At 43.5% G+C, this 23,932-nt stretch carries 17 protein-coding genes and 5 pseudogenes; 11 read left to right on the top strand and 11 right to left on the bottom strand.

All coding sequences use genetic code 11. From position 1 onward, the window contains the following. Window positions 1-580: pseudogene (locus VZ94_RS26020) on the top strand (competence/damage-inducible protein A); the annotation flags it as partial. 44 nt (window positions 581-624) lie between these two features. Here the strand turns inward: VZ94_RS26020 and bfr are convergent. Next, window positions 625-1,107, bottom strand: coding sequence for a bacterioferritin (bfr, locus tag VZ94_RS14340; protein ID WP_045779751.1), 483 nt, complete (start codon window positions 1,105-1,107; stop codon window positions 625-627). A 10-nt stretch (window positions 1,108-1,117) separates the two neighbouring features. After that, a complete protein-coding gene (locus VZ94_RS14335) occupies window positions 1,118-1,513 on the bottom strand; it encodes a hypothetical protein (protein ID WP_045779750.1) in 396 nt (131 codons plus the stop codon). Between the two features lie 164 nt (window positions 1,514-1,677). On the opposite strand from VZ94_RS14335, the gene VZ94_RS14330 reads away from it, so the two are divergent. The 4 genes from VZ94_RS14330 to VZ94_RS14320 all read left to right on the top strand — a co-directional run bounded on the left by VZ94_RS14330 (window position 1,678) and on the right by VZ94_RS14320 (window position 8,309). Beyond that, a complete protein-coding gene (locus VZ94_RS14330; protein ID WP_045779749.1) occupies window positions 1,678-2,145 on the top strand; it encodes a transcriptional repressor in 468 nt (155 codons plus the stop codon). Window positions 2,146-2,488: 343 nt separating this feature from the next. Next, window positions 2,489-5,317, top strand: coding sequence for a hypothetical protein (locus tag VZ94_RS14325; protein WP_239649961.1), 2,829 nt, complete (start codon window positions 2,489-2,491; stop codon window positions 5,315-5,317). Further along, window positions 5,304-6,668, top strand: a complete 1,365-nt coding sequence (locus VZ94_RS29255; protein WP_239649960.1) for a hypothetical protein — start codon at window positions 5,304-5,306, stop codon at window positions 6,666-6,668. Before VZ94_RS14325 ends, VZ94_RS29255 begins: the two co-directional genes overlap by 14 nt. Window positions 6,669-7,007: 339 nt before the next feature. After that, complete coding sequence (locus tag VZ94_RS14320) at window positions 7,008-8,309, top strand: Kelch repeat-containing protein (RefSeq protein ID WP_131655571.1); 1,302 nt, start codon at window positions 7,008-7,010, stop codon at window positions 8,307-8,309. A 41-nt stretch (window positions 8,310-8,350) separates the two neighbouring features. On the opposite strand, the gene VZ94_RS14315 is transcribed toward VZ94_RS14320, so the two are convergent. The 9 genes and pseudogenes from VZ94_RS14315 to VZ94_RS14280 form a co-directional block, all read right to left on the bottom strand. Then, on the bottom strand, window positions 8,351-9,613 hold the full coding sequence (locus tag VZ94_RS14315; RefSeq protein WP_157844940.1) for an MFS transporter: 1,263 nt from the start codon (window positions 9,611-9,613) through the stop codon (window positions 8,351-8,353). Window positions 9,614-9,649: 36 nt separating this feature from the next. Continuing rightward, window positions 9,650-10,777, bottom strand: coding sequence for a sodium ion-translocating decarboxylase subunit beta (locus VZ94_RS14310; protein ID WP_045779746.1), 1,128 nt, complete (start codon window positions 10,775-10,777; stop codon window positions 9,650-9,652). Window positions 10,778-10,795: 18 nt separating this feature from the next. Further along, window positions 10,796-12,581: pseudogene (oadA, locus tag VZ94_RS14305) on the bottom strand (sodium-extruding oxaloacetate decarboxylase subunit alpha). Between the two features lie 321 nt (window positions 12,582-12,902). After that, entirely contained in the window at window positions 12,903-13,070 is a 168-nt protein-coding gene (locus VZ94_RS14300) for an OadG family protein (protein ID WP_239649959.1), read from the bottom strand. 120 nt (window positions 13,071-13,190) lie between these two features. Continuing rightward, window positions 13,191-13,895 (bottom strand): annotated as a pseudogene (gene trmB / locus VZ94_RS14295) (tRNA (guanosine(46)-N7)-methyltransferase TrmB). A 20-nt stretch (window positions 13,896-13,915) separates the two neighbouring features. After that, window positions 13,916-14,896, bottom strand: a complete 981-nt coding sequence (gene thiS / locus VZ94_RS14290) for a sulfur carrier protein ThiS (protein WP_045779745.1) — start codon at window positions 14,894-14,896, stop codon at window positions 13,916-13,918. After that, a pseudogene (gene aroG, locus VZ94_RS14285) lies at window positions 14,896-15,982 on the bottom strand (3-deoxy-7-phosphoheptulonate synthase AroG). The gene thiS and the pseudogene aroG overlap by 1 nt, the downstream one beginning before the upstream one ends. 235 nt (window positions 15,983-16,217) lie before the next feature. Next, window positions 16,218-16,355: a dihydrofolate reductase family protein gene (locus tag VZ94_RS32220; RefSeq protein ID WP_338040420.1), complete on the bottom strand. Its 138-nt coding sequence runs from the start codon at window positions 16,353-16,355 to the stop codon at window positions 16,218-16,220. Beyond that, window positions 16,330-16,719: a dihydrofolate reductase gene (locus tag VZ94_RS14280; protein ID WP_045779753.1), complete on the bottom strand. Its 390-nt coding sequence runs from the start codon at window positions 16,717-16,719 to the stop codon at window positions 16,330-16,332. Before VZ94_RS14280 ends, VZ94_RS32220 begins: the two co-directional genes overlap by 26 nt. Before the next feature lie 24 nt (window positions 16,720-16,743). Between VZ94_RS14280 and VZ94_RS14275 the strand changes: the two genes are divergently transcribed. From VZ94_RS14275 to VZ94_RS23175, 6 genes and pseudogenes are all read left to right on the top strand, one after another. Beyond that, on the top strand, window positions 16,744-17,754 hold the full coding sequence (locus tag VZ94_RS14275; protein WP_045779744.1) for an asparaginase domain-containing protein: 1,011 nt from the start codon (window positions 16,744-16,746) through the stop codon (window positions 17,752-17,754). A 258-nt stretch (window positions 17,755-18,012) separates the two neighbouring features. After that, window positions 18,013-19,377 (top strand): sigma-70 family RNA polymerase sigma factor, encoded by a 1,365-nt coding sequence (locus tag VZ94_RS14270; RefSeq protein WP_239649958.1) that lies wholly within the window; start codon window positions 18,013-18,015, stop codon window positions 19,375-19,377. Between the two features lie 191 nt (window positions 19,378-19,568). Then, window positions 19,569-21,502: pseudogene (gene ftsH / locus VZ94_RS14265) on the top strand (ATP-dependent zinc metalloprotease FtsH). A 377-nt stretch (window positions 21,503-21,879) separates the two neighbouring features. Beyond that, window positions 21,880-22,329, top strand: coding sequence for a hypothetical protein (locus VZ94_RS14260; protein WP_045779743.1), 450 nt, complete (start codon window positions 21,880-21,882; stop codon window positions 22,327-22,329). 33 nt (window positions 22,330-22,362) lie between these two features. Next, window positions 22,363-23,019: a TonB-dependent receptor plug domain-containing protein gene (locus tag VZ94_RS23180; RefSeq protein WP_052700562.1), complete on the top strand. Its 657-nt coding sequence runs from the start codon at window positions 22,363-22,365 to the stop codon at window positions 23,017-23,019. Then, window positions 22,970-23,881 (top strand): TonB-dependent receptor plug domain-containing protein, encoded by a 912-nt coding sequence (locus tag VZ94_RS23175; protein ID WP_052700561.1) that lies wholly within the window; start codon window positions 22,970-22,972, stop codon window positions 23,879-23,881. Before VZ94_RS23180 ends, VZ94_RS23175 begins: the two co-directional genes overlap by 50 nt. Window positions 23,882-23,932: the final 51 nt, after the last annotated feature.

Below are 23,932 nucleotides of genomic sequence, written 5' to 3'. Positions count from 1 at the left end.
AATCGTTATTCCACCTACTGTGCAATTAGGCTTTAGAGCGGCGCTTAACGAAGTGCAAACTAAATTATTATTCGCACCGGATTATCCTGAACTAGAACGCTTAGCATTGCTGAATCAAATTAATGCCAAGCTGGGCGAGGCGGTCTTTGCAACCATTGAGGGTAACGATGACGACACTGACTTAGCCGCAACAGTACAGCAATTAATGGCTTCAAAAGGCTTAAGCCTAGCGCTGATTGAAACCGCTAGCCAGGGCATGATGGCCGCCTTATGCGCTGGGGCAAACTGGTTATTAAGCAGCCAGTATCAAGCTGACTGCCAACCCTTAACCGAAACGCTCAATGCCTTACTCGCTCATAGCGGTGCCGATATAGTATTAAGCCAAAGCTATTCTGAAACACGAGATACTTTTATTAATAGCGACTACAGCGTTGAATTAACGACCGTCATTATTACCGCTCAGCACGGCTCGTTTACCGCCAGAACCAGACTTGCAGGAACGACTAAGCGCAAACAAACCCAAGCGGCCCTGTTTGGCTTGGATTGTTTGCGCAGATTTTTACTTGCATGTTCAGAGTAATCGTTTACTTCGTTTATCCTGCGAAAACGAAAAAACGGCAACACTCAGCTAGACTGACCGCCCATTTGTGTTTGTAAGTAATTAGCGAGACCTACTTTTTCTATCAGTCCTAATTGCTGTTCCAGCCAATGCGCATGGTCATGTTCGGTGTCTTCTAACATTTTGAGCAAAATTTCTCGAGTTTGAAAATCACGCACAGACTCACAATATGCCATCACCTCTCTAAGTTGTGTGACGACACTCAGTTCTAAGGCTAAGTCATTCTTGAGCATTTCGGGAACATCACAACCTACGTTTAGCGGTTCACGTACTGATAAATTAGGGGTACCCTCTAAAAACAAAATGCGCTTAATTAAAGCATCCGCATGACTCATTTCATCGTGCACTTCATGGCTAATGCGCTCATAAAGTTTTGCGTAACCCCAGTTTTCATACATACGCGAATGGATAAAATACTGGTCTATTGCTGTTAATTCACCGGCTAATAATGTGTTTAAATGTTTAATAACTAAAGTATCGCCTTGCATAGTAACACCTTTATTTTTGAGTTTTTGGTTCAGTTTGATTAGTTTTAGGCGCAGGTTTGGCTTCAGGTTGTGAGTCTACTTTTGTATCGTCGTTACTTGGTGCGTCTTCTTCCATAATAGGTTCGTCAAACTCGGCTTCGTCTTCTGTTTGGTAGGTGCTAGGGTCTTCTTTGAAATCATCATCTTGCTCGATTTCATCTTTATTAATTTCGCCTTCTATATCCGTATCTAAATCTTCTGAGCTAGCGGCAGGACTAGTAGGTTTAACAGCTGGAGCAGTACTTGGTTTAGCAGTACTTGAGCTTTGTATATCATTAACTGGTGTGTCATCGCTAGATTGCTCATCGCTACAAGCTGTTAAAGCAAGTAAACTGGTTAACGCAACCATTAATAATTTTTTTTTCATGTGAATTCCTTATAGTTGAAAAACTAGATGGCCCGCTCAATAAGCGAATGTCCTAAGCAGATAATATCTGAGTTACTCATTTATTACTATTGCCGTGTTAATATTAAGCCCTTTACATGATTGTTTGTTATGACTATGCCTCCTGAAAATAATGAGATTTCTACCTGCCCGCAGCAAGCCATGACCATCAGCAGTGCGTACATAAAGCATTAAAAACTGCCGAACAGCTTTGCTTAGAACGGGGTGTACAACTGACATCGATTCGACAACAAGTATTGGCGCTGATTTGGGAAAGTCATAAAGCGGTTAAAGCGTATGATTTGCTCGACAAAATCAAACCGCTGCAACACGCTGCGAAACCTGCGACTATTTATCGTGCGTTAGATTTCTTAATCGAACAAGGCTTAATTCACAGAGTTGAGAGTTTAAATGCCTTTGTCGGCTGCCGTTGCTCCGATCACAAGCACGAGCAATTACTGTTAATTTGTAAGCTATGTCATGAAGTTGAAGAACGCACCGCTCAACATGTCATGCACGTGTTAAACGAAGAATTTAAACAAGCGGGTTTTAGCGCTCATAGTAAAGCGATTGAAATTCATGGTGTATGTGCGAAATGTGCGGTTAACAGCTAACAATAATGTAATTATTCAGCCCCTACCACAACCCTCACTGCCATTAAGTTAAGGAATAAATATTAATATTCATGAAGTTACGATTGTGTTTTTGTAACAACGCATTGCAGCTGTAGGTCGGGTTAGCGATAGCGTAACCCGACAACATCGGAGCGTTAAATGTTGGGTTACGCTATCGCTAACCCAACCTACACAAATCTAATTACTTGATTCCTAATATCTATCTCTTAACTTGATGGCAGTAACCCCAACCTTCCCCTAGTTAGGGGAGACTCGGAGGGGGCGTGAATGCTTACACAATAATCTGTTTTTTTACAGACAGTCATTATACTTGGGAGGATTTATGGCGATATTAATGTATTGGCTTGGTTTATTGGGTTTATTATTTTTTACTACCACCTGGGCTGAACCAATTAAACCTGAGCACGTACCAGAACCATTAAAGCCTTGGCTGAGTTGGGTTACGCCAGAACGTATCGAGCTAACTTGCCCATTTTTATACAGCGACAACCAACAGCAACGTTGTATGTGGCCTAGTGCAGTTGACCTAGCGCTTACCACTAAGCGTGGACAATTTTCTTTTCGCGTTAAAGTCTATAAAGACAGTTGGATAACGCTACCAGGTGATGACCAACACTGGCCGTTAAACGTTAGCGTCAATCAACAAACGGCATTAGTCATTGATAAAGATGGACTACCTATGATTAAGCTTCTGGCCGATAAACAAGCTGTCGACTATTTAATTACCGGCGAATTTATCTGGGATAATCTGCCCGACAACTTTGCGCTGCCTAACGATATTGGCTTAATTAAATTACATATTAATGGCCACGATATTGCCACGCCGACGTTACGCGATGGGCAAATTTGGCTGAAGGAAAGTGAACATGCTCAAGCTACACCTGACCAACAAAATAATGTCGCCTTGCAAGTGTATCGAAAAATCACCGATGATGTACCACTAGAGCTGTTAACTCGACTGGTTTTTGACGTATCAGGTGATCAACGCGAGCTGAATTTAGCTAAGGTATTGCCAGACGGTTTTATACCGTTAGCGCTTAACTCACCACTACCGGCAAAATTAGAGACCGATGGTCGGTTACTACTGCAAATTCGTCCAGGCCATTGGGAAATCGATATTAATGCGCGTAGCACTGCTGAACTAAGCGAATTAACGCTGGTTCAGCAACAAACCGACAACAACGAAAAGACCGCAATTTGGCCCCAATCTGAACTGTGGGTATTCGATGCTAGACCTGATTTACGCGTAGTAGAAATTGAAAATGTATCGGCTTTAGATGCAAGCCAAACGACATTACCTGACGAATGGAAAGCCTTGCCCGCTTATGGTATTGAGCAAGGCCAAGCAATGACATTTAAATTAATTCGGCGTGGCGACCCTAATCCCGAACCTAACCAACTTAGCTTAACGCGCAAATTATGGCTAGACTTTGACGGCGGTGGTTATACCGTCAGCGATACGATTTCTGGCAAATTAACCAGTGGTTGGCGCTTAAATGCCTTACCCGAAACTAAATTGGGTAAATTAGCATTAGAAGGTGACAATCAGTTGATTACCCGTGAACCGGGTAGTAATAAACAAGGCGTAGAAGTTCGCAAAGGCTTGTTAAATTTAACGGCCGATAGCCGAATTAACGGCAATATTCAACAAATTAAAGCCGTAGGTTGGGAGCAAACCTTTCAAAGCGTTACAGCAGAATTAAACTTACCACCGGGTTGGCGTTTGTTAGCGGCAACAGGCGTTGATAATGTGCCTGAAAGTTGGGTGTCGCGCTGGACGTTACTGGATTTATTCTTAGTATTAATCGCTTCATTAGCCACCAGCAGAATCTGGAGTATTGCATGGGGTGTTATGGCACTCGTGACGTTAACCTTAATTTGGCATGAAGCCGATGCGCCGCATTGGTTATGGTTGCATATCCTAGGTGCTACCGCGTTGTTAAAAGTGTTGCCACAACAAGGCGGTATCCGCCAATGGCTAAGTTATTATCGCTATGCCGTGTTTTTATTATTAGTCGTACAAGCGCTGCCATTTATAGTAACCCAAGTACGCACCGGTTTATATCCGCAATTAGAATTTGGCTATGGTGATGATAACGTTTACACACCAGCGCCTGCTTCCATGCCAGCCACAGAACCGCCAATGGTTGGCGCGGCTAACGACATGGCTGATAAAGGCTCTATGCCCGAAGATGCGGCTCAACAAGAGGAGGCTATGCAACAAGGCGTCGCCGAGAGTGACAGCGCCGTACCCGCAAAACGTCGGCAATATGCAGAACGCTTAGCTAAACAAGCCTATTCTGCCGCCTCGCCTATCGCTAGTTTAAAAACCGAACGCATAGACCCCTCCGCGCATGTACAAACAGGACCTGGGTTACCGGAATGGCATTGGCAAACGATTGAATTATCATGGCATGGCAGCGTTGATGCCGAACAACCGCTGCACTTATGGTACTCGCCACCGTTGATGACTAAGCTACTTAACTTTTTACGAGTGCTTTGCCTGGTTATCCTCGCCGTGCACATGTTTATCGGTTTAACGACCTATCATTGGCGACGTTTTTGGCCGGGTGGTGCAAACCTAGCCATGCTCGTATTATTACTACCGCTGTGCTTGGCATCTAATAATATTTATGCTGTTGACTTTCCTGATGAAAAATTATTAAACGAATTAAAAAGCCGTTTACAAGAAAAAACACCGCCAGATTGCTTACCGTCTTGTGCCCAGATTCAACAAATGCATGTCAGCATTAATGAAACTGAGCTAAACCTAGCGTTAACGGTACATGCCTATGAAACTGTCTATATTCCGTTACCAGCCGAAGCTGAGCAATGGCTACCTAATCAAGTGTTGACGAATGGCAAGTCGGAAACTGCTATGGTCAAAATGGATAATAGCCTATGGCTACAAATACCACCCGGCGCTCAACAAATACAATTACGAGGCCCGGCACCGTTATTAACTAAGTTTACGCTGCCATTACCGTTAAAACCTAAATATACGACGGTAGAAGCACGTAACTGGGATGTGCAAGGCTTACGCGATAATGGCATCGCCGAAACACAACTGCAATTTACCCGTAGCCGCCAAGTCGATAACACGGTGCCGACCTTAACACCTTCAACTATCCCCAGTTTTGTTAAAAATTGAACGCCAATTAGAGTTAGGTTTGGATTGGCGCGTAACAACATCGATTAACCGAGTCGCGCCAGCTTCAGGAGCGATTTTATTATCCGTGCCACTACTACCGGGCGAATCGGTAACTAGCCCTGGTGTTCATGTTAAACAAAATGCCGTCGAAGTCGCGCTAAGCGCACAACAAGAAAGCTTTACTTGGCAATCCGTATTAGAAAAAACCGGCGAATTAACACTTACCGCCGCCAAAACCGATGCTTGGTTGGAAGTCTGGCGCGCCGATGTCAGCCCGATTTGGCATATCAACACCGATGGCATCGCCATGATGCGACTAGACCATTCCGAGCACTGGTTACGCGAATGGCATCCGTGGCCGGGTGAAACGTTAAGTTTACATATCGCACGTCCTGAAGCGGTTGCAGGCCCAACCTTAACAATTGAGCATAGCGATTTAACCGTTACGCCAGGTCAACGCATTCGCACGGTGGAATTAAAATTTAACGTATTAAGCTCACAAGGTGGTCAACACACGATAGTGTTACCGGAACATGCGCGTCTACAGTCGGTTGCCATTAACGGCGATAGCCACCCTATACGACAACAAGACCGCAAGCTTAGCTTTCCGGTTACACCCGGCAAGCAAGCATTAGCGCTTAATTGGCAAGAAGAAGACACACCTATCACGACTTTATTAACCACCTCCGATGTCGATATGGGCGTAGCGAGTGTTAACGCTAATATTCATGTCAGTTTGGCCGAAGACCGTTGGGTATTGTTTTGCTTTGGCCCACGCTTAGGACCCGCAGTATTATTTTGGGGTATTTTCGTCGTATTGATGTTAATTGCTTATGGCTTTAGCAAAATTCGCTTAACCCCATTAGCGACATGGCAATGGTTTTTACTATGGATTGGCTTAAGTCAAATATGGTTAGGCTTAGGCGCGCTAGTCTGTATATGGTTAATCTTATTAGGCTGGCGCAGTCGACAAACTCAAGCGCTACCTTATTTTAATGCTGTACAAATTGGCTTAGTGGTATTAACGCTAATTTCACTAGGCGTGTTATTTTCTGCTGTTGCCCAAGGTCTGCTAAGCACACCGGATATGCGCATTACTGGTAACCAATCCTATGCCAGTTATTTAAATTGGTATCAAGACCTAACTGACGCGCATTTACCGCAAGCGACCGTAATATCGGTACCCATCATGGTCTATCGCCTCTGTATGCTGGCATGGTCATTATGGCTTGCCGTCGTGTTGTTAAATTGGTTGCGCTGGGGTTGGACTTGTTTCTCTTATGAGGGGTTATGGTGTAAAAACACCTCCCCCTCTAAAACAACAATAGCAAAAGAACAATTAGACCAGTAATAATTTTGACTACCAACGTAAGAAAGGACAGAGACAGAGCAAAAGTGTCGGCATCAGGGATACTGCCGCAAAGCCTACAGGGATGTATTTACGGTGTCCACGACAACTGCTCTACGGTTCCTACTACACGGGGTCCCTGGCGTTATGCCCCCTGAATTTCCTGTCCCGCCTTACGTTGGTAGGCGTATATTGTACAAACTTTCAGAGTGATTAATTGATTTCTGGACATGGTATAAAGTCCGTCATGACTCTGGCTTTTATGCAATAAAAGCGTTTACACTAAGCTGATTAGCATTTAAACTCATTGCCTCATAGTCTCCACTTACCCTGAGGTTGTTTATGAGCAATAGGTCGCTACAAGTGTGTCTTATGGTTATTTTACTCATAACCAGCTCGATAAAAGCTGACCTCATTAGCGACCAACCCCATACCTCTATAGTATCGAACAAACCGTTCACGCATAGCGGCGTCGCTGTCGCCTTATCTGGTAATGGCAACGTCATGGCAATCGGCTCTTATGGCAAAACCAGTCTATACGTTTTTAGCAATAATAAGTGGCAGTTCAGCCAAACGCTATCACGACCTAAAGATTTACTGTGTACCAGTGACCCTGCCTTCGGTAATACTGTCGCCTTATCTAAAGATGGCAATACCTTAGTCGTGGGCGCTTCAGGGACGTATTCGTATCTCTTTTGGGGTGTGCCTTATTACATTTATTTCAAATGCTCCGGTGTTGCCGTTTATCAGCGCCAAAATCAACAGTGGCGCTTACAGCATATCGTTACCGACCCAGCCGTGACAGACGATGAATTATTTGGTGCTAGCTTGGCATTATCAGGCGATGGCAAAACATTATTGGTAGGTGCTGAATATAAAGCTTGCACTGATATCGATGATATTTGCGGGGCGGCGTATTTTTTTCGTCAACAAGAAAACAAATGGACTTTGGTTAAGATGCTCAATGGCACACAACCTGTTGATAAAAGCTTGGGCTTTTTCGGCTCAACAACAGCCTTATCTCAAAATGGTTTGACAGCTTTAATCGGTTATCGCGCCATAAACAGCGTCTGGTCTTATAGCTTTAAAAATAACGACTGGCAGCGCTTACAAGTCATTAAGCTGCCTAAGCAACGGTTTGCCGCGCGCTTTGGCAATGCCTTAGCGTTATCGCAAGATGGTAGCCGCGCTTTAATTGCAGCAGATAACGCAGATAATGCTCAAGATTGTCCAGGTGGTTTCGACAATTGCGGTGCAGTATTCTCATACCGACGCAATGGCAAATTATTGCAATTAGAATCCAGCTTTACCGCATTGGACAGACATGAAAACAATTATTTTGGTGAAACCCTGGCGTTAACAGCCGATGGCACAAAGGCAGCAGTCGGTACGTCTGATGCCGATTGCGCACAAGGCAACTGTGGAGCGGTCTACTTTTTCCAACGCCAAGGTATACATTGGCAAGAGCTAGGCCGAATTACTAGCCCAACTGCTGGAACAGGTGGTTTCGACTTAGGTGGAGATTTCGGCAGTGCACTGGGGTTATCTGATGATGGTCAACGCGTAATCGTAGGCGCTGATAGTGAAGATTGCCCAAAAGGCGAAGACTGCGGCGCGGCGTATTTTTATACGCCGCTATATTAAACCTGCCGAGCAATTAATTTACAAACCCAATGCCAGCTTAATCAGTAACTGTTGAAAAAGAGCGCGCTGAGCTTCCGTTCGACGAATATAAAAATCGCTACTCCGACTAAACCTAGCGCTGATTCGGTCATTAACATTACTTTTGCGCCTTTTTCATCAGCCACCCATCCTAATAGCAATCCCAACCACCAAAGCGGAAAATTAGAGAGCGATGCAAATACATTGTATGCTGTGGCCGCAGCCCCTTTATCAATCACTGTCAAAGCCATAGCGGTAAACGCTGAGTAGGACATTCCGACAATCCAGGAATATAGAATATTCCAAAAAACATACATAGATACTGTATTAGGCGATTGCGCCATCGCAAGCGCAATGAAGGCCATGACTATACCAAACAGCACATAAGCCTTATGGGCATTCATGCGTAAGCACACCCATCCACCCACAAAACAGCCAATAGAATTAAAAAATCCGGCTAACACGCCTTGAACAAGCTCCACATCTGCCTCACCTGCCGACCAATAAGCTGCAACAGCAGCCTGGGTTAGCGTTGCTTGTGCGGAACCCGTTGCAATAGGCAGAATACATAATAATGAAGCTAGCACACCTGCCGGCGCTTTCACCATTTGCCAGAAGCCGGATGCAACTGTTTTTATTGACTCTATCGCTCCTTGATTGGTCACATGGGGGGGAACATGCTCAAGCGGAAGAAGAGCCAAGCAACAAAGTAAAAAAAATCCGCCCATAATTGCGCCAGACATCCATGCCTGCGGTAAATTTTGCAGGAGAAAAAGCCCAAGAGCGCCTCCTAAGCCAGTCCCACCCAAATTGCCCGTTTGAAGCCAAGCGCTGACCCGCCCTATCTCATGTTTAGGCGTCAGATAAGAAATCATGGCTTCAACCGACATGCCGACAATTGAGTTAACGACATTAGATGCAGCGATAATGACTAATAGCAGCCAAAGCGTATCGCGCCCTAAAGGTATTGAAGCCATAGCAAAGACACCAAACCCTGAAAACGAGGTAGCAAAAAGATACCACTTTTTGGGATTCAAACTCACGTCTACTAAAGGCGCCCAAAGCCACTTTAGCCAGGAAACCAACAACTGAGAAGCAACAATCAACGAGCCTTCTGTTATGGATAACCCCTTTTTCGTCGCTAGAAAAGTAAGAGCAACACTGACAAAACCACCCAATGCTCCAAATGGAATATATAAAATAAGCCAAATGAAAGGATGATGGGCTTTTGCCTTAGAGCCTCCTTTGATTGTTGACTGGCTACGGATAAAAATCCACTCCGTCAACAAAAAGACTTCTATCCATCATTTAACTAAGCAGGATTACTTAACCAAGCTTAGTAACACACCTGCTGCCACCGCTGAACCTATCACTCCAGCGACGTTAGGCCCCATAGCGTGCATTAGTAAGAAATTGTGCGGATTGCTTTCCAAACCTAATTTGTTGGCTACTCGTGCCGCCATAGGTACTGCCGAAACGCCAGCCGCGCCGATTAATGGATTGATTGGCGTAGAACTAAAGCGATTCATAATCTTAGCCATAATGACGCCAGACGCTGTACCTATCGCAAACGCACATGCACCTAACGCTAAAATACCCAAGGTTTCGGCTTGCAAAAACGCTTCTGCGCTTAATTTAGAGCCTACTGACAAGCCTAAAAAAATCGTGACGATATTAATTAACTCATTTTGCGCAGTTTGGCTTAAGCGCTCGACGACACCACAGGCATTCATTAAATTGCCTAACGCAAACATGCCTATTAACGGTGTTGCAGACGGCAATAATAAAGCTGATAACACTAACAACATCAACGGAAACACGATTTTTTCTGCTTTACTCACCGAGCGCATTTGCTGCATCTCAATTTTGCGCTCTGCTTCAGTAGTTAAAGCGCGCATAATAGGCGGCTGAATTAACGGCACTAATGCCATGTACGAATAAGCTGCGACGGCAATCGCGCCTAATAAATCAGGCGCTAATTTTGAGGCCACATAAATCGCCGTAGGACCATCAGCACCGCCGATAATACCAATCGCGGCCGCATCTTTTAACGTGAATTCTAAACCTGGCACTAAATTTAATGCGAGCGCACCAATTAACGATGCGAAAATACCAAATTGTGCGGCTGCGCCTAATAGCAGCGTTTTAGGATTCGCTAGCATAGGACCAAAATCAGTCATCGCTCCCACCCCCATAAAAATGAGCAACGGAAAAATACCTGCTTTAATGCCAAAGTAAAGATAATAAAGAATGCCCCCTTCTTGCGCCATATCAGCAACGGGAATATTGCTTAATACTGCTCCAAAGCCAATGGGCAATAAAAGTAACGGCTCAAACCCTTTTTTTATCGCTAAAAACAACAAAACAAAACCGACTAACATCATAAATGCTTGGCCGCTTGTGAAATTATAAATCCCCGTGCTGTGCCATAATGAAATCAGATTATCCATAGCGTTCTCTTTTAATTGTTATAACGAAATCAAGGCATTACCGCCAGCAACGGCGCTACCTTCTTTAACATGTACCGCAGTCACAACCCCAGCAAATTTTGATCTCACTTCGGTCTCCATTTTCATCGCTTCCATAATCACGACAATTTGACCTTCACTTACTTCGCTACCCTCGGTCACAAGGATTTTTAATATGTTCCCAGCCATAGGCGCATGAACAACAACACCCGAACTATGCACCGAGTTATCACTACCTTTACCGTCCGAACTAGGCTTTATTGTCAGCGTCGCGCCGCCAGGTCCGACAGCAACGTTAAAATTGCGTCCATCGACATTAACCACATAGGTTTCAATCCCGCTATTAACTGGGGTTGATTTGATACTATCGCTGGTGTTTGCTGATGTGTCACCGGTAGGTACTGGCTCAAATGCACTTGGGTTACCGCGATTAGCAATAAACTTCCAGCCCACTTGTGCAAACATACCGTTAATCAATGCATCTTCTTCAACGTTCGCCGCTAACGTGACACCTTCAGCTTTAGCTTTGGCTTGCACATCGGCGATTAATTTAGCCATTTCTGGCTCTAATAAATCAGCCGGTCGACAAGTAATCGGCGCTTCACCGTTTAATATCCGCTGTTGCAAGGCCGAGTTAACAGGCGCTGGCGTTGCACCGTATTCGCCTTTTAAAACCCCGGCCGTTTCTTTCGTAATCGTTTTATAGCGTTCGCCGTTCAATACATTTAACACGGCTTGGCTACCAACGATTTGTGATGTCGGTGTAACCAATGGAATAAAACCTAAGTCCTCACGCACACGTGGAATTTCTTTAATCACCTCGTCAAATTTATCAGACGCGCCCTGCTCTTTAAGCTGACTTTCCATATTGGTTAACATACCACCTGGCACTTGCGCGACCAAAATGCGGCTGTCTACGCCTTTTAAGCTACCTTCAAATTGGGCATATTTCTTACGAATTTCTCTGAAATAAGCTGCAATTTCTTCTAATAACACTAAATTAAGACTGGTTGCTCGTTCAGTGTCTTCTAAACTAGCAACAATGGTTTCCGTTGCGCTATGGCCATACGTCATGCTCATTGACGAAATCGCCGTATCAACATTATCAATACCCGCTTCAGCAGCTTTAATCAATGTGGCGACGCTTAAACCCGTTGTGGCATGACTGTGTAGATGAATCGGCAATTGAGTGTTAGCTTTAAGTTTAGTCACCAATTCATAGGCATCATAAGGTTTTAATAAACCGGCCATATCTTTAATACAAATCGAATGCGCCCCCATGTCTTCGATTTGTTTGCCTAAGCTAACCCACATATCGATAGTATGAACCGGACTAGTCGTATAAGAAATCGTACCTTGCGCATGCATACCGGTAGCTAATACGGCTTTAACGGCCTGTTCGATATTGCGCATATCATTCATTGCATCAAAAATGCGAAAAACATCGATACCATTAACCACGCAACGCTCAACGAATTTTTCAACCACATCGTCAGCATAATGGCGATACCCTAAAATATTTTGTCCACGCAATAACATTTGTTGGCGTGTATTAGGCATCGCTGCTTTTAACAATCTTAATCTTTCCCAAGGGTCTTCACCTAAATACCGGATACATGCGTCAAAACGTCGCACCGCCCCAAGATTCGATAGACCAATAACCCACCTCGTCAAGCTTAGCGCAAATAGGCAGCATATCCTCAATGCGAAAACGCGTGGCTAAAATAGATTGATGCGCGTCCCTTAGGACGACTTCGGTAATACTTAAGGGCTTTTTCTGGGTCATGATGATTTCTCCTGGAATCTCTTTAAGCTGTAAATCTTTACCATAGCGGTTATGGCATTGATTGCACACCGCATCCTTGAATTTGCTACGTTTTTAACGCTACTTATTGTTGGTTACAAGCGAACCGATACATCGAAAACCTGTATTATCGCCCTCATCACACCCGTTGACACGTTTTTGAGTTACCAACTTAATTAGGGACGGCATTGTCCCGCCTAAAGTGCATAGCCCGTTTTGGCGCGAAAGACTAACTAACGATGCTCGCTACGATATTGATGAATAGCCGCAGTAATCGCCGCTACGGTTGTTTTATCGAGTGGGTTACTCACTGTAGGCACAGTAATCGATGCCGCCGGGGGCTCTGGAAAAAAAACGTTGTACAATTGCCGACATAGTGTTAATAGCAAACACTAACATCGCTAAAAATACATAAACAATGCCCATACCCACAAACATTAGCTCAATCCCGCTACCGATTAGTTCAGTCATAGTTAGTCAACCTCAGTTAATATTGATTGGAAAAATATTGATTGATAGAGCAACCTAGCTACATTATGCATAAACCCACCTCCTTAAACAAACCGGAATAAACCGAGTTAATGCTTGAGTTTAGTTGTCATGGCAACGCTTAGTGAAAATCAGGTCCCAAACACCGTGGCCTAAGCGTAAGCCACGTTGTTCAAATTTCGTTAACAACCTATAATCTGGCCTAGAAACAAAACCTTGTTGCAAGCTTGTATTGCACAAATCGGGCTGCGCCGATAAAACTACCAACATTGCTTCAGCATAATGTTGCCAATCAGTAGCCGCATGAAAATAACCGCCTTGCGTTAATTTTCGGCTTAATAACTCAACAAACTCAGCATTAACAATGCGGCGTTTATGATGTTTTTTTCTTAGGCCAAGGGTCTGGAAAAAAACAAATGTAACCCACTAAGGCTGTTATCCGGAAATTGTTTTTGTAAAACATCTACCGCATCGTCACAAAAAAATACGCACATTAGTTAGGCCTTGCTGCTGTAATAGTAATAGCAAATGCCCAATACCGGGTTTATGCACTTCTATGCCGATAAAATTTTTATCCAAATTATCAGCTGCCATTTTCGCTAACGCTTCACCATTACCAAAGCCGATTTCCAGCAATAACGGCGCGTCATTGGCAAAAACCTTTTTAAAATCGTGTGATTGGGTAGAATCTAAACAGTAAATATCCCAATAATGGGTTAACGCATATTCTTGTGCACTGGTTAAGCGCCCTTGCCTACGGATAAAGCTACGGATTTTCCTAAGCGTTACCCCATTTTCAACATTCATTAGAACCACATTGCAAGCACTTAAAAAAACAATCCATCAATAGGCGAAGACGCTGATGCAAACCGACGTTTAGGCATACGCCCCGCTAAAAAGGCTTCTCTGCCAGCCTCTATCGCTTTTTTCATTGCACTTGCCATAAGAATTGGATTTTGCGCGGCCGCAATCGCCGTATTCATTAACACTCCGTGACAGCCTAGCTCCATCGCTATCGCAGCATCTGATGCCGTACCCACGCCTGCATCGACTAATATAGGCACGTTAGCATTTTCAATAATCGTTAAGATATTGTAAGGATTGCGTATGCCTAAGCCTGAGCCAATCGGTGCTGCTAACGGCATAACGGCAACACAGCCTATCTCTTCTAATCTTTTGGCAGCAATGGGGTCGTCATTGGTATAAACCATAACGTCAAAGCCATCTTTAACCAACTGCTGAGCCGCTATATAGGTTTCGGCAACATCGGGAAATAAGGTTTTCTGGTCGGCTAACACTTCAAGTTTAACTAATGAATGACCATTTAATAATTCACGCGCTAAACGGCATGTTCTAACGGCTTCTTCGGCAGTATAGCAGCCAGCAGTATTTGGCAAAATGGTATAACGTTCAGGCGAAATTACGTCTAATAGATTAGGCTCGTTTTGATGTTGCCCAATGTTGGTACGACGAATCGCAACAGTAACAATTTCAGCACCACTAGCTTCAATGGCTAACTGCGTTTCTTGCAAGTCTTTATACTTACCTGTGCCGACTAATAAGCGCGACTGATAGGAAACGCCCGCAATCACTAAAGCATCGCTAGGCTGCCCGCCACCTATGGCATGGACAATCTCGATACAATCGCCCTCGCTTAACACTTGTTCAGCAAAACGGGTAAAAGGTAATATTTCTTTATTTAATTCAACGGCAATTTTTTTGCCGGTTAAACTTAAATCCGATAATAAATCACTCACGGTAATCGCCTCAGCATATTGCTTTGATTCACCGTTGACATAAATCATCATTAAAGCAAACTCCTGTTTTTATCGACTAGCCGTCTTTGTTGTACGGCTGTAGCTAAGTCTTTCAATAATGGCACGGTATCATCCCATGATAAACACGCATCAGTAATACTTTGTCCATAGACCAATGGTTGACCTGGGATAATTTTTTGACTACCGGCCACTAAATGGCTTTCGATCATTACGCCCATAATCCTATGGTCACCGCTAGCTATTTGTTTACCAACATCTTCACCGACAATTAATTGTCGTTGGCATTGTTTTAGACTATTAGCGTGACTAAAATCAATCATGATATTAGGTCTTAAGCCAGCTTTCACTAAACCCTGAGCAACTTGCTCAACGCTGACCGCATCATAATTCGGTCTATCGTTACCACCACGCAAAATAATATGCACATCTTGATTACCGGTGGTCGAAAAAATCGCCGAGTGTCCTGCTTTTGTTAATGATAAGAAATGATGCGGACTCATCGCGGCACCAATCGCATCAATAGCGATTTTTATCGTACCATCGGTTGAGTTTTTAAAACCAATCGGACACGAAAACGCCCGACGCTAACTCTCTATGACCTTGACTTTCCGTGGTTCTCGCTCCAATCGCACCCCAAGCGATTAAGTCAGAAATGTATTGCGGACTGATTAAATCCAAGTATTCCGTTGCGGCAGGCATTCCCATATCGCTAACATCGAGCAATAATTTTCTAGCCATGCGCAAGCCTTTATTGATATTAAAGCTTGAATCTAAATCTGGGTCATTAATTAGCCCTTTCCAGCCCACTGTCGTCCTTGGCTTTTCAAAATAAACCCGCATCACGATTAACAAATCGTCGACTAACTCATCTTTAAGCGTTTTTAAGCGCTGAGCATATTCTAACGCTGCTGCTGGGTCATGAATAGAACAAGGGCCAATCACCACTAAAACCCTGTCATCGTCACCCGCTAAAATTTTATGAATATCCGATCTTGCTGCTAGGGTCGTAGCCGCCGATGCTTCTGTAATAGGTAGTTCATCATGAACTTGCACCGGTGGAATGACCTCTTTAATGCCGCAAATTCTTAAGTCATCAGTATTGTATTTTGTCTGCATGATTGCTACCAAGCGCTTGCTTTGTTTCAAAATTAACGTCAAATTCTGGCATTTTAACCGGATTCTATGCATTTTGCTCAGATTTTAGGCTACACACTATAAAGTAGGGACAGGGTATTTAGGGTGCAGGTGTTGGCAGCAAGGATGCTGCCACCAAGCTACAGGGATGTATTTACGGCGTCCTGCACCCTGAATACCCTGTCCTACCTTACGTTGGAGCCAGATATTACCGCATTCAAAGCACGCTATCGGCTTTAACCCATGTCACAAAGCTGTAAGAAAAGTTTACCGAAGGGTCATTATCAATATCAATACGCTCAGTTTCTCGCCACTCTTGGCCACGCCAATCAGGGAAAAAAAGTATCACCCGCAAAGTCTTGTTGAATCTCGGTTAAATATAATACCGATGCTTGCGGTAATAACGCTTGATATAACGTCGCACCACCAATCACGAACACTCGCTCGGATAACTGTTCAGCCGCTAATAAAGCTTGCTCAAGGCTAGTAAAAACTAAACAACCGGGTTGTTGCCAGCTAAGATTTCTGCTGATAATGATATTGGTTCGACCAGGTAACGGTTTAGCAATAGACTCAAAGGTTTTTCTACCCATGATGATAGGAAACCCCATCGTCAACTGCTTAAATCGCTTTAAGTCTGCGCTTAAGTGCCAAGGCATTTTATTATTTACGCCAATCGCACGATTACTGGCAATAGCGGCAATGAGCGCAATTTCCACTCTTACTCTCCTAACATACACATAATGAAAATTTTATTAGTTTTTACCGGCGGCACGATAGGCTCTAGTATTGACAAAGGTGCAATTAACACTTCCAACAATACGCCCTTTTTGTTATTGGAATTATTTAACCAACACTATGTTGATGCACACAACCTACAGTTTACAACACTACAACCGTACTACTTGCTCAGTGAAAATTTAGCACCTAAAGCATGGACTGACTTGATAACCGCCCTAGTTGCACAAAACTTGGACGAATACGATGGAGTTATCATCACGCATGGCACGGATACCTTAAGCTATACGGCAGCACTGCTTGGTTTATATTTTCACAACGTAAACAAGCCAATGCTACTCGTATCTAGCCATCAACCGTTAACACAACCCCAAGCTAATGGCTTAGCTAACTTTATCTGTGCCATAGAATTTATTAAGAAGATTAATCAACCAGGCGTCTACGTGGCCTACCAAAATCCAGGTCAGCCCATGCTGATTCACTTAGCGACTCGTTTAGCGAGTTGTTTACCGTTGAGCAGTGATTTTATCAGTGTCCGTCATCAAGCCTATATGCGCTATGAAAATGGACATTTTACCCAACTAACAGAAAAAAACCGTCCCCACAGTCGCTTTTTATTAAAAGCTGAGTTTGCTCATACCATCACACTAATTAGACCTTACCCTGGCTTAGATTATCGCACGATTAATTTAGACACTGTTCAAATTGTTTTACACGACTTATACCACTCAGGCACGGCTTGCACGAGTAGCGCATTTGGTAAACACTACCAACTCACAGAATTTGTCCAACTTTGTCAAACACAACACATCCCTGTTTACCTCGCCCCCGCCTACCAATCTGAGGCGTGTTATCAAACCACTTTGGACTTACAACAAGCAGGTGCTGAAATATTATGGGGCATATCAATCGAAGCTGCATACGCTAAGTTATTGTTAGCTTACGGAAACTTTTATGAACAGCACAGTATTTTGCAATTCTTAACCACTGATATTGCTCACGAACATATTTACTAATCATAAAGCCAACGAATGCACACTTAGACAACCACAAAATATTTTGTACAACTTTTGTAAAGATATATGTTGACAAAACCCAATGGCATTGATATATTGACCCGAAATGATTAATAAACAAAAAATAAATAATAAATTACTGAGTAAAAAACTATTAAATTATTTATTTGTCATAGTTTCGAAATAATCATTTCGTCGGGATGTATGTAGCACCGACATCCTGTGTCATCGTATTCTTTAAGAGGAAGGATTGGTGTAATGGCTTATTTATCAGAACAATTATCAAGACGCGAATTCGGTATCAATGCTAATACAGATAGTAGTAGTGCTAGCCGAATAGATAAACAACCTCGTAGTTCTGATAACACAGAACACATTAACGTTCAAATCGCACGCGATCTTAACGAACATAAAATACGCTTGATTAACGCACTAGCGCATTTCCCTGTAACCGCATTATGGCTGCTTAACGAATATGAAAAATTGCCAGACAATGATGCAGACGATGACTCAGCCGTAGCAAATTCCGATTTAGGACAATCGTTAGCAGAAGTCAGAAAACACTATCACAGCTTGTTTTCGTCAGAACAACCCTCAGACGATACGCTTGCAAACGACAGCTTAAGCAAATTTCCTTACTCGTTTAATGACTTAACAAGTATTACTGACATCATTGCTTACATGGTTCAGTTCGATAAACACGAACAATCCACGCTGTTAAATCAGCATAACAACCAACAAGCAAAAATTGCTGTACAAAAACGCCGTCATCGACTCAGTAAAAAGCGCTTACTGGACTTTTTAGACAATCATGCTTATTCGCAAGAAGAACAAGACTTTCTGTTTCTACCCTTGCCGATGAGGCTTGAATATGCCGCCGAGTTATTAACTGCCGAACAATCATGGTTAAGAACCCGACAAGAATTAGCCAAAGCTAATACCAAGCTTGTCATGTTTATTGCCAACCAATATAAATCCAGCTTTTTAGACTTTGACGATTTAGTACAAGAAGGGCAAACGGGGCTTCTTAAAGCGGTGGATAAATTTGACTACCGGTTAGGCTTTCAATTTTCAACGTACGCGGGCTACTGGATACGCCAAGCCATATCTAGGTCTTTATCTCGCTCGGAGCGACTCGTGCGAATCCCATGTGGACAAGTCGCTAATATTAATAAAGTGTTTCGTGCCAAAACTGAATTATCAGCTAAAACAGGCTTAGACCCAACGATTCAAGAAATCGCTGAGTACACCAAACTCAGTGAAGACGAAATCAATACAATTTTTACTATCTCGCAAACCGCAATCTCACTGGAAAACACCAGTGATGATGAAGACAGCTTTTCCCCGATTGATTTTATTGAACAACATGTGTTTACCCATGCTTTTGAAACCATGGCTAAAGACGATTTGGAGCAATTAATCAATAAAGCGATAACCTGCCTAAATCCACGCGAGGCCAAAATCGTTTGCGCACATTTTGGTATGGATTGTGACAAAGAATCGACATTACAAGAGATAGGCACCGAGCTGAATCTAACTCGAGAACGCGTACGGCAAATCCAAGTCATGGCGCTTAATAAAATGAAATTAAACTACGGCAACCAATTACACTGCTTCTTATAACAGATCGCCGACATAAAGACTTTTAGCAACAAAGATGTTTTAATTGATTAGGCATTAATCTTGCGTGTTTACTGCAAGTTATCAATAAACATAAAACAGCGATGGGGGGCGTTGTATTAACATGCTAACCAATGTCTTAACTAAAGGTGTGAAGTTATATAAGTGATCTTTATGAAGATCAGGAGATGAAGATGAAAAAACATATTTTTAATGCACTGTTATGGATCATTGTCTTAACAGGCGCTTACATGATTTACGAACGAATGAACGCTACGCCACAGATGCAAGAATCGCTGTCGTATTCTGAGTTTATTGTCAAAGTTAAAAATGGCTTAATCGACAAAGTCGAAATCACTGGGCCGCTTATCAAAATTCGCTCTATGGATGGGCAACATTTTGAAACCTACAACCCTGGCGACCCGCACCTAATTGACGATTTACTCACCAATAAGGTGCAAATTAGAACCGTGCCACCTGCGCAACAATCGTTATTCATGCAGATTTTCATCTCTTGGTTTCCGATGCTGCTATTAATCACGGTATGGATTATTTACACCCGGCGAATGCAAGCTAATGGCGGCCTTGGCGGTAACCAATTCGGCAAGAGCAAAGCCAAGATGCTGGAAGAAGACAAAATGACCGTAACGTTTGCAGACGTTGCGGGCTGTGAAGAAGCTAAGGAAGAAGTCGCAGAATTAGTCGATTTCTTAAAAGACCCTGCGAAGTTTCAACAATTAGGCGGCAAAATTCCACGCGGCATCTTAATGGTTGGTCCTCCAGGTACCGGTAAAACTTTAATCGCCAGAGCCATTGCCGGTGAAGCAGGTGTTAAATTCTTCACTATCTCAGGTTCTGATTTCGTCGAAATGTTCGTAGGTGTTGGCGCATCACGGGTGAGAGACATGTTTGCACAAGCCAAAGAACATGCGCCTTGCATTATATTTATCGACGAGATTGATGCAGTCGGTAGACAGCGCGGTGGCGCAGGTATCGGCGGAGGCAACGACGAACGCGAACAAACGTTAAACCAATTATTGGTTGAAATGGATGGGTTCAACGGCAACGAAGGTGTGATTATTATCGCAGCGACTAACCGTGCTGACATCTTAGATAAAGCCTTATTAAGACCAGGACGTTTTTGACCGCCAAGTTAATGTCGGCCTGCCAGATGTACGCGGTAGAGAACAAATCTTAAATGTTCATATCAAAAAAAGTGCCGGTTGCCGCTGATGTAGAGGTCAAATATATCGCACGGGGCACGCCTGGTTTTTCAGGTGCAGAGCTGGCTAATGTCGTCAACGAAGCTGCTTTATTTGCCGCAAGGGCCAATAAGAAAGTAGTGAGCATGAGCGACCTTGAAAAAGCTAAAGACAAGATTCTCATGGGAGCGGAAAAACACTCTATGGTGATGAGTGAAGACGATAAGTTATTGACGGCCTATCACGAAGCCGGTCACTGCATTGTCGGCGAATTATCACCCGACCATGACCCTGTCTATAAAGTTAGCATCATGCCAAGAGGACGCGCTTTGGGAATAACCATGTTCTTACCTGAACGCGACCAATACAGTGCGAGCAAACGCAAGTTAGAAAGCCAAATCGCGAGTCTTTTTGGCGGCAGAATTGCTGAGCTGATGATTTACGGTGGCGATAGAGTCACAACAGGGGCTTCTAACGATATAGAACGTGCAACCGAACTGGCCAGAAACATGGTTACACGCTGGGGCTTCTCAGATCGCTTAGGACCTTTAGTGTATAGCGAAGATAACGGCTCGCCATTTATGGGTTATCCAGGTTATCAAGGCAGTAAAGTTTCCGCGAATGTCGCTCATCAAATTGATGAAGAAATTCGTGCCGTCATTGATAGGAACTATCAACGCGCTGAAACTCTCTTATCGGAAAACATTAGCATCTTGCACAAAATGGCGGATGCCTTAATGAAATGGGAAACCATCGACAGAGACCAAATCGACGCGTTGATGAGCGGTAAAGACCCTGAACCGCCTAAAGACGATGGAATTATGAATAAAATGAATATTAACAAGCAGGAAAAAAGTGAGGTTATCGAGCCACCTAAGGTGTTAACCCCCTCACTCAACAAAAATAAACCTGCCGGACAAGTTTGAGGTGCGCTCATTATAGGGGGGCTTCGGCCCCCTTTTTTTATGCCTATCTATAATTCACGGCTATGCACTTTAGACGGGACAATGCTAAATACGGACGATGTGTTTACAGCGTCCTCGGCAACTGCTCCTACATTGCCCTATTACACACCATCCCTGGCGCTATACGTTCTGAATGACCTGCCCCGTCTTAAGTTGGCCACCCTAATTCACTAAAGACGTTATTACACGCACTTCTCTTCACTTTCATTTTTCTTCATAATTTTTCATAGTATTTATCATCACCTCTAACAAGAACGCGCTAGAGTATGTTTTACTGGTATCGCTGCAATCCCTGGCTTGCTTAGCGATTGCTCTTAACTAACGCTAGGAGAACAATCATGTTCATCACGCTACCGCAAAATCTCATTAAATACACAACCATACTAACATTAAGCACCATCCCTACTCTGACATCTGCGTTACAAGTTACAGGTAGTTTAGGTGAGGCCCTAGAGGCGGTTGATGTCTATTCGTTTACCTGCCCATCAGGGACAACAGAAGCTAAAATTCGAGTCATTGACCTAAACACCATTTTTAATTCTGCCGCCGTTGTTTATGCCAGTTTTGGTAAAGACAGCAATCCCACCCTAACAGTATTTGATAGCGAAAGCACATCGACCTCATCTGCGTGGATTTCTAATAGCTCCGATGGTTCAGGGACTTATGGACTCGTCGTCAGAAAAAATGCGACCAATAGCGAAGATTATGGTGTCGAAGCCCTGTGTTTAGATAGCACGCAAACAACAGTATTAGGCCCTAGAAAATTAACCCGACAAATCAATCAATAAGTTAAAGCCACTGCGTTATTGCTAAACATCGACATGCTGACTCTACGCTTATTATTGCTCATCATCTGTTTAAGCAGTTATTTATCAAACTGTTATGCCGACGAGACTGAAGGCTTAGCGCAATTAAGCATAGAAGAACTCATGAATAGCAAAGTTGTTTCCGTCACCCGCACGGAACAACAGCTTACCGATACGGCAGCGGCGGCTTATGTCATCACACAAGACGATATTCGCCGCTCGGGCGCAACAACAATTCCCGAAGCTTTACGCATGGTGCCTGGCTTACATGTCGCTAGAATCAGCGCTACTCGCTGGGCTATTTCTGCACGGGGTTTTAATGGCTTAGTCGCTGATAAATTATTAGTCTTAATGGATGGCCGTTCCTTGTATTCGCCAATACATAAAGGCGTGTATTGGGATGTACAAGATCGTGTGCTAGATGATATTGAGCGCATTGAAGTGATACGTGGCCCCGGTGCCAGCGTATGGGGCGCTAACGCCGTTAATGGCGTGATTAATATTATTACTAAGCATACAGCCGACACCCAAGAGTCAGACATAACGGCGTTTGGCGGGGATAAATACGGCGCGGCCTTGCGTAAAGGCTGGCAGCTCAGCGAGCAAAGCCAGGCTCGTGTGTATGGCAAATTTTTTACGCGACGACAGTTTTGTCAACCGGCTCGGTTATGACGCTGAAGAGGAATGGACGTCAGGACGCGGTGGTTTTCGCGTAGATTGGGCGAGTGCCGAAGGTCAACATGCGCTCATGCTACAAGGCGATATGTTTTATGGTCAGTACGATGAAAATAACATTAAATATCAATCACTTACATCACAACAATCTCAGCAACTGAATGCGTTTGTATTAAACCGAGTAGAAAAGCAAGGCGGTAATCTTTTAGCGAAATGGAATTATAATCAATCGCTAGCTTCGCACATGGTTGCGCAATTTTTCTACGACACCTTGCACGCTCAAGAAGATTTGACCAGTCCAAATATCTTGCAAAGTGAAATTATTGATATTGATTTCCAACATATTTTAGCACTCAATGCCGCGCATGAATTCACATGGGGGTTAAACTATCGTTTAAGCCTCGTTGAATTAACACCGCTGAACGAGTTTTTTCAAACGGAGTATCGCCCTGGCACATTTGAAAACAACCGCTTGTCGATTTTTATGCAAGACAAATGGCGAGTACATGATGATGTTGAGCTTACCTTAGGCAGTAAATTTGAACATCACACTAATAACAACTTTGAATATGAGCCGTCGCTACGTTTGCTTTGGCAAGCAGCTAAACAGCATAGACTGTGGACTGGCATATCCAGAGCCGTTAGATTGCCCGCAGTTACCGACTATCAAGCTAAAGTCGGCTTTGATACAGATACCCAAATTTTTACGTTTAATCAAAACAAAACCTTAACTTCTGACGAAGTGATAAGTTATGAGTTAGGTTATCGCTATTGGAATACTGATATTTTTTCTATTGATATTGCCGCCTATTACAATCAATACCACAACAGTCTAGTCGCTGATAACCAATTTTTTTAAATGGTTTCCAGAGCGCAGCATCAAAAAARWAAAAAAGTAGCTCACTAGGGC

Origin of the sequence: Methylocucumis oryzae, from assembly GCF_000963695.1 — a bacterium.
In the GTDB taxonomy this organism is placed as follows: Bacteria; Pseudomonadota; Gammaproteobacteria; order Methylococcales; family Methylomonadaceae; genus Methylovulum; species Methylovulum oryzae.
This window is presented reverse-complemented; position numbering and strand designations above follow the sequence as displayed.

Excerpts from the sequence above, each read along its gene's own strand:
- VZ94_RS14275 (WP_045779744.1), top strand. The coding sequence starts at position 16,744 with ATGAAAATTTTATTAGTTTTTACCGGCGGCACGATAGGCTCTAGTATT.
- VZ94_RS14270 (WP_239649958.1), top strand. The coding sequence starts at position 18,013 with ATGGCTTATTTATCAGAACAATTATCAAGACGCGAATTCGGTATCAAT.
- VZ94_RS14310 (WP_045779746.1), bottom strand. The coding sequence starts at position 10,777 with ATGGATAATCTGATTTCATTATGGCACAGCACGGGGATTTATAATTTC.
- VZ94_RS14320 (WP_131655571.1), top strand. The coding sequence starts at position 7,008 with ATGAGCAATAGGTCGCTACAAGTGTGTCTTATGGTTATTTTACTCATA.
- VZ94_RS14260 (WP_045779743.1), top strand. The coding sequence starts at position 21,880 with ATGTTCATCACGCTACCGCAAAATCTCATTAAATACACAACCATACTA.
- VZ94_RS14335 (WP_045779750.1), bottom strand. The coding sequence starts at position 1,513 with ATGAAAAAAAAATTATTAATGGTTGCGTTAACCAGTTTACTTGCTTTA.
- VZ94_RS23175 (WP_052700561.1), top strand. The coding sequence starts at position 22,970 with ATGGCAAATTTTTTACGCGACGACAGTTTTGTCAACCGGCTCGGTTAT.
- thiS (WP_045779745.1), bottom strand. The coding sequence starts at position 14,896 with ATGATGATTTATGTCAACGGTGAATCAAAGCAATATGCTGAGGCGATT.
- bfr (WP_045779751.1), bottom strand. The coding sequence starts at position 1,107 with ATGCAAGGCGATACTTTAGTTATTAAACATTTAAACACATTATTAGCC.
- VZ94_RS14325 (WP_239649961.1), top strand. The coding sequence starts at position 2,489 with ATGGCGATATTAATGTATTGGCTTGGTTTATTGGGTTTATTATTTTTT.
- VZ94_RS23180 (WP_052700562.1), top strand. The coding sequence starts at position 22,363 with ATGCTGACTCTACGCTTATTATTGCTCATCATCTGTTTAAGCAGTTAT.
- VZ94_RS14300 (WP_239649959.1), bottom strand. The coding sequence starts at position 13,070 with ATGACTGAACTAATCGGTAGCGGGATTGAGCTAATGTTTGTGGGTATG.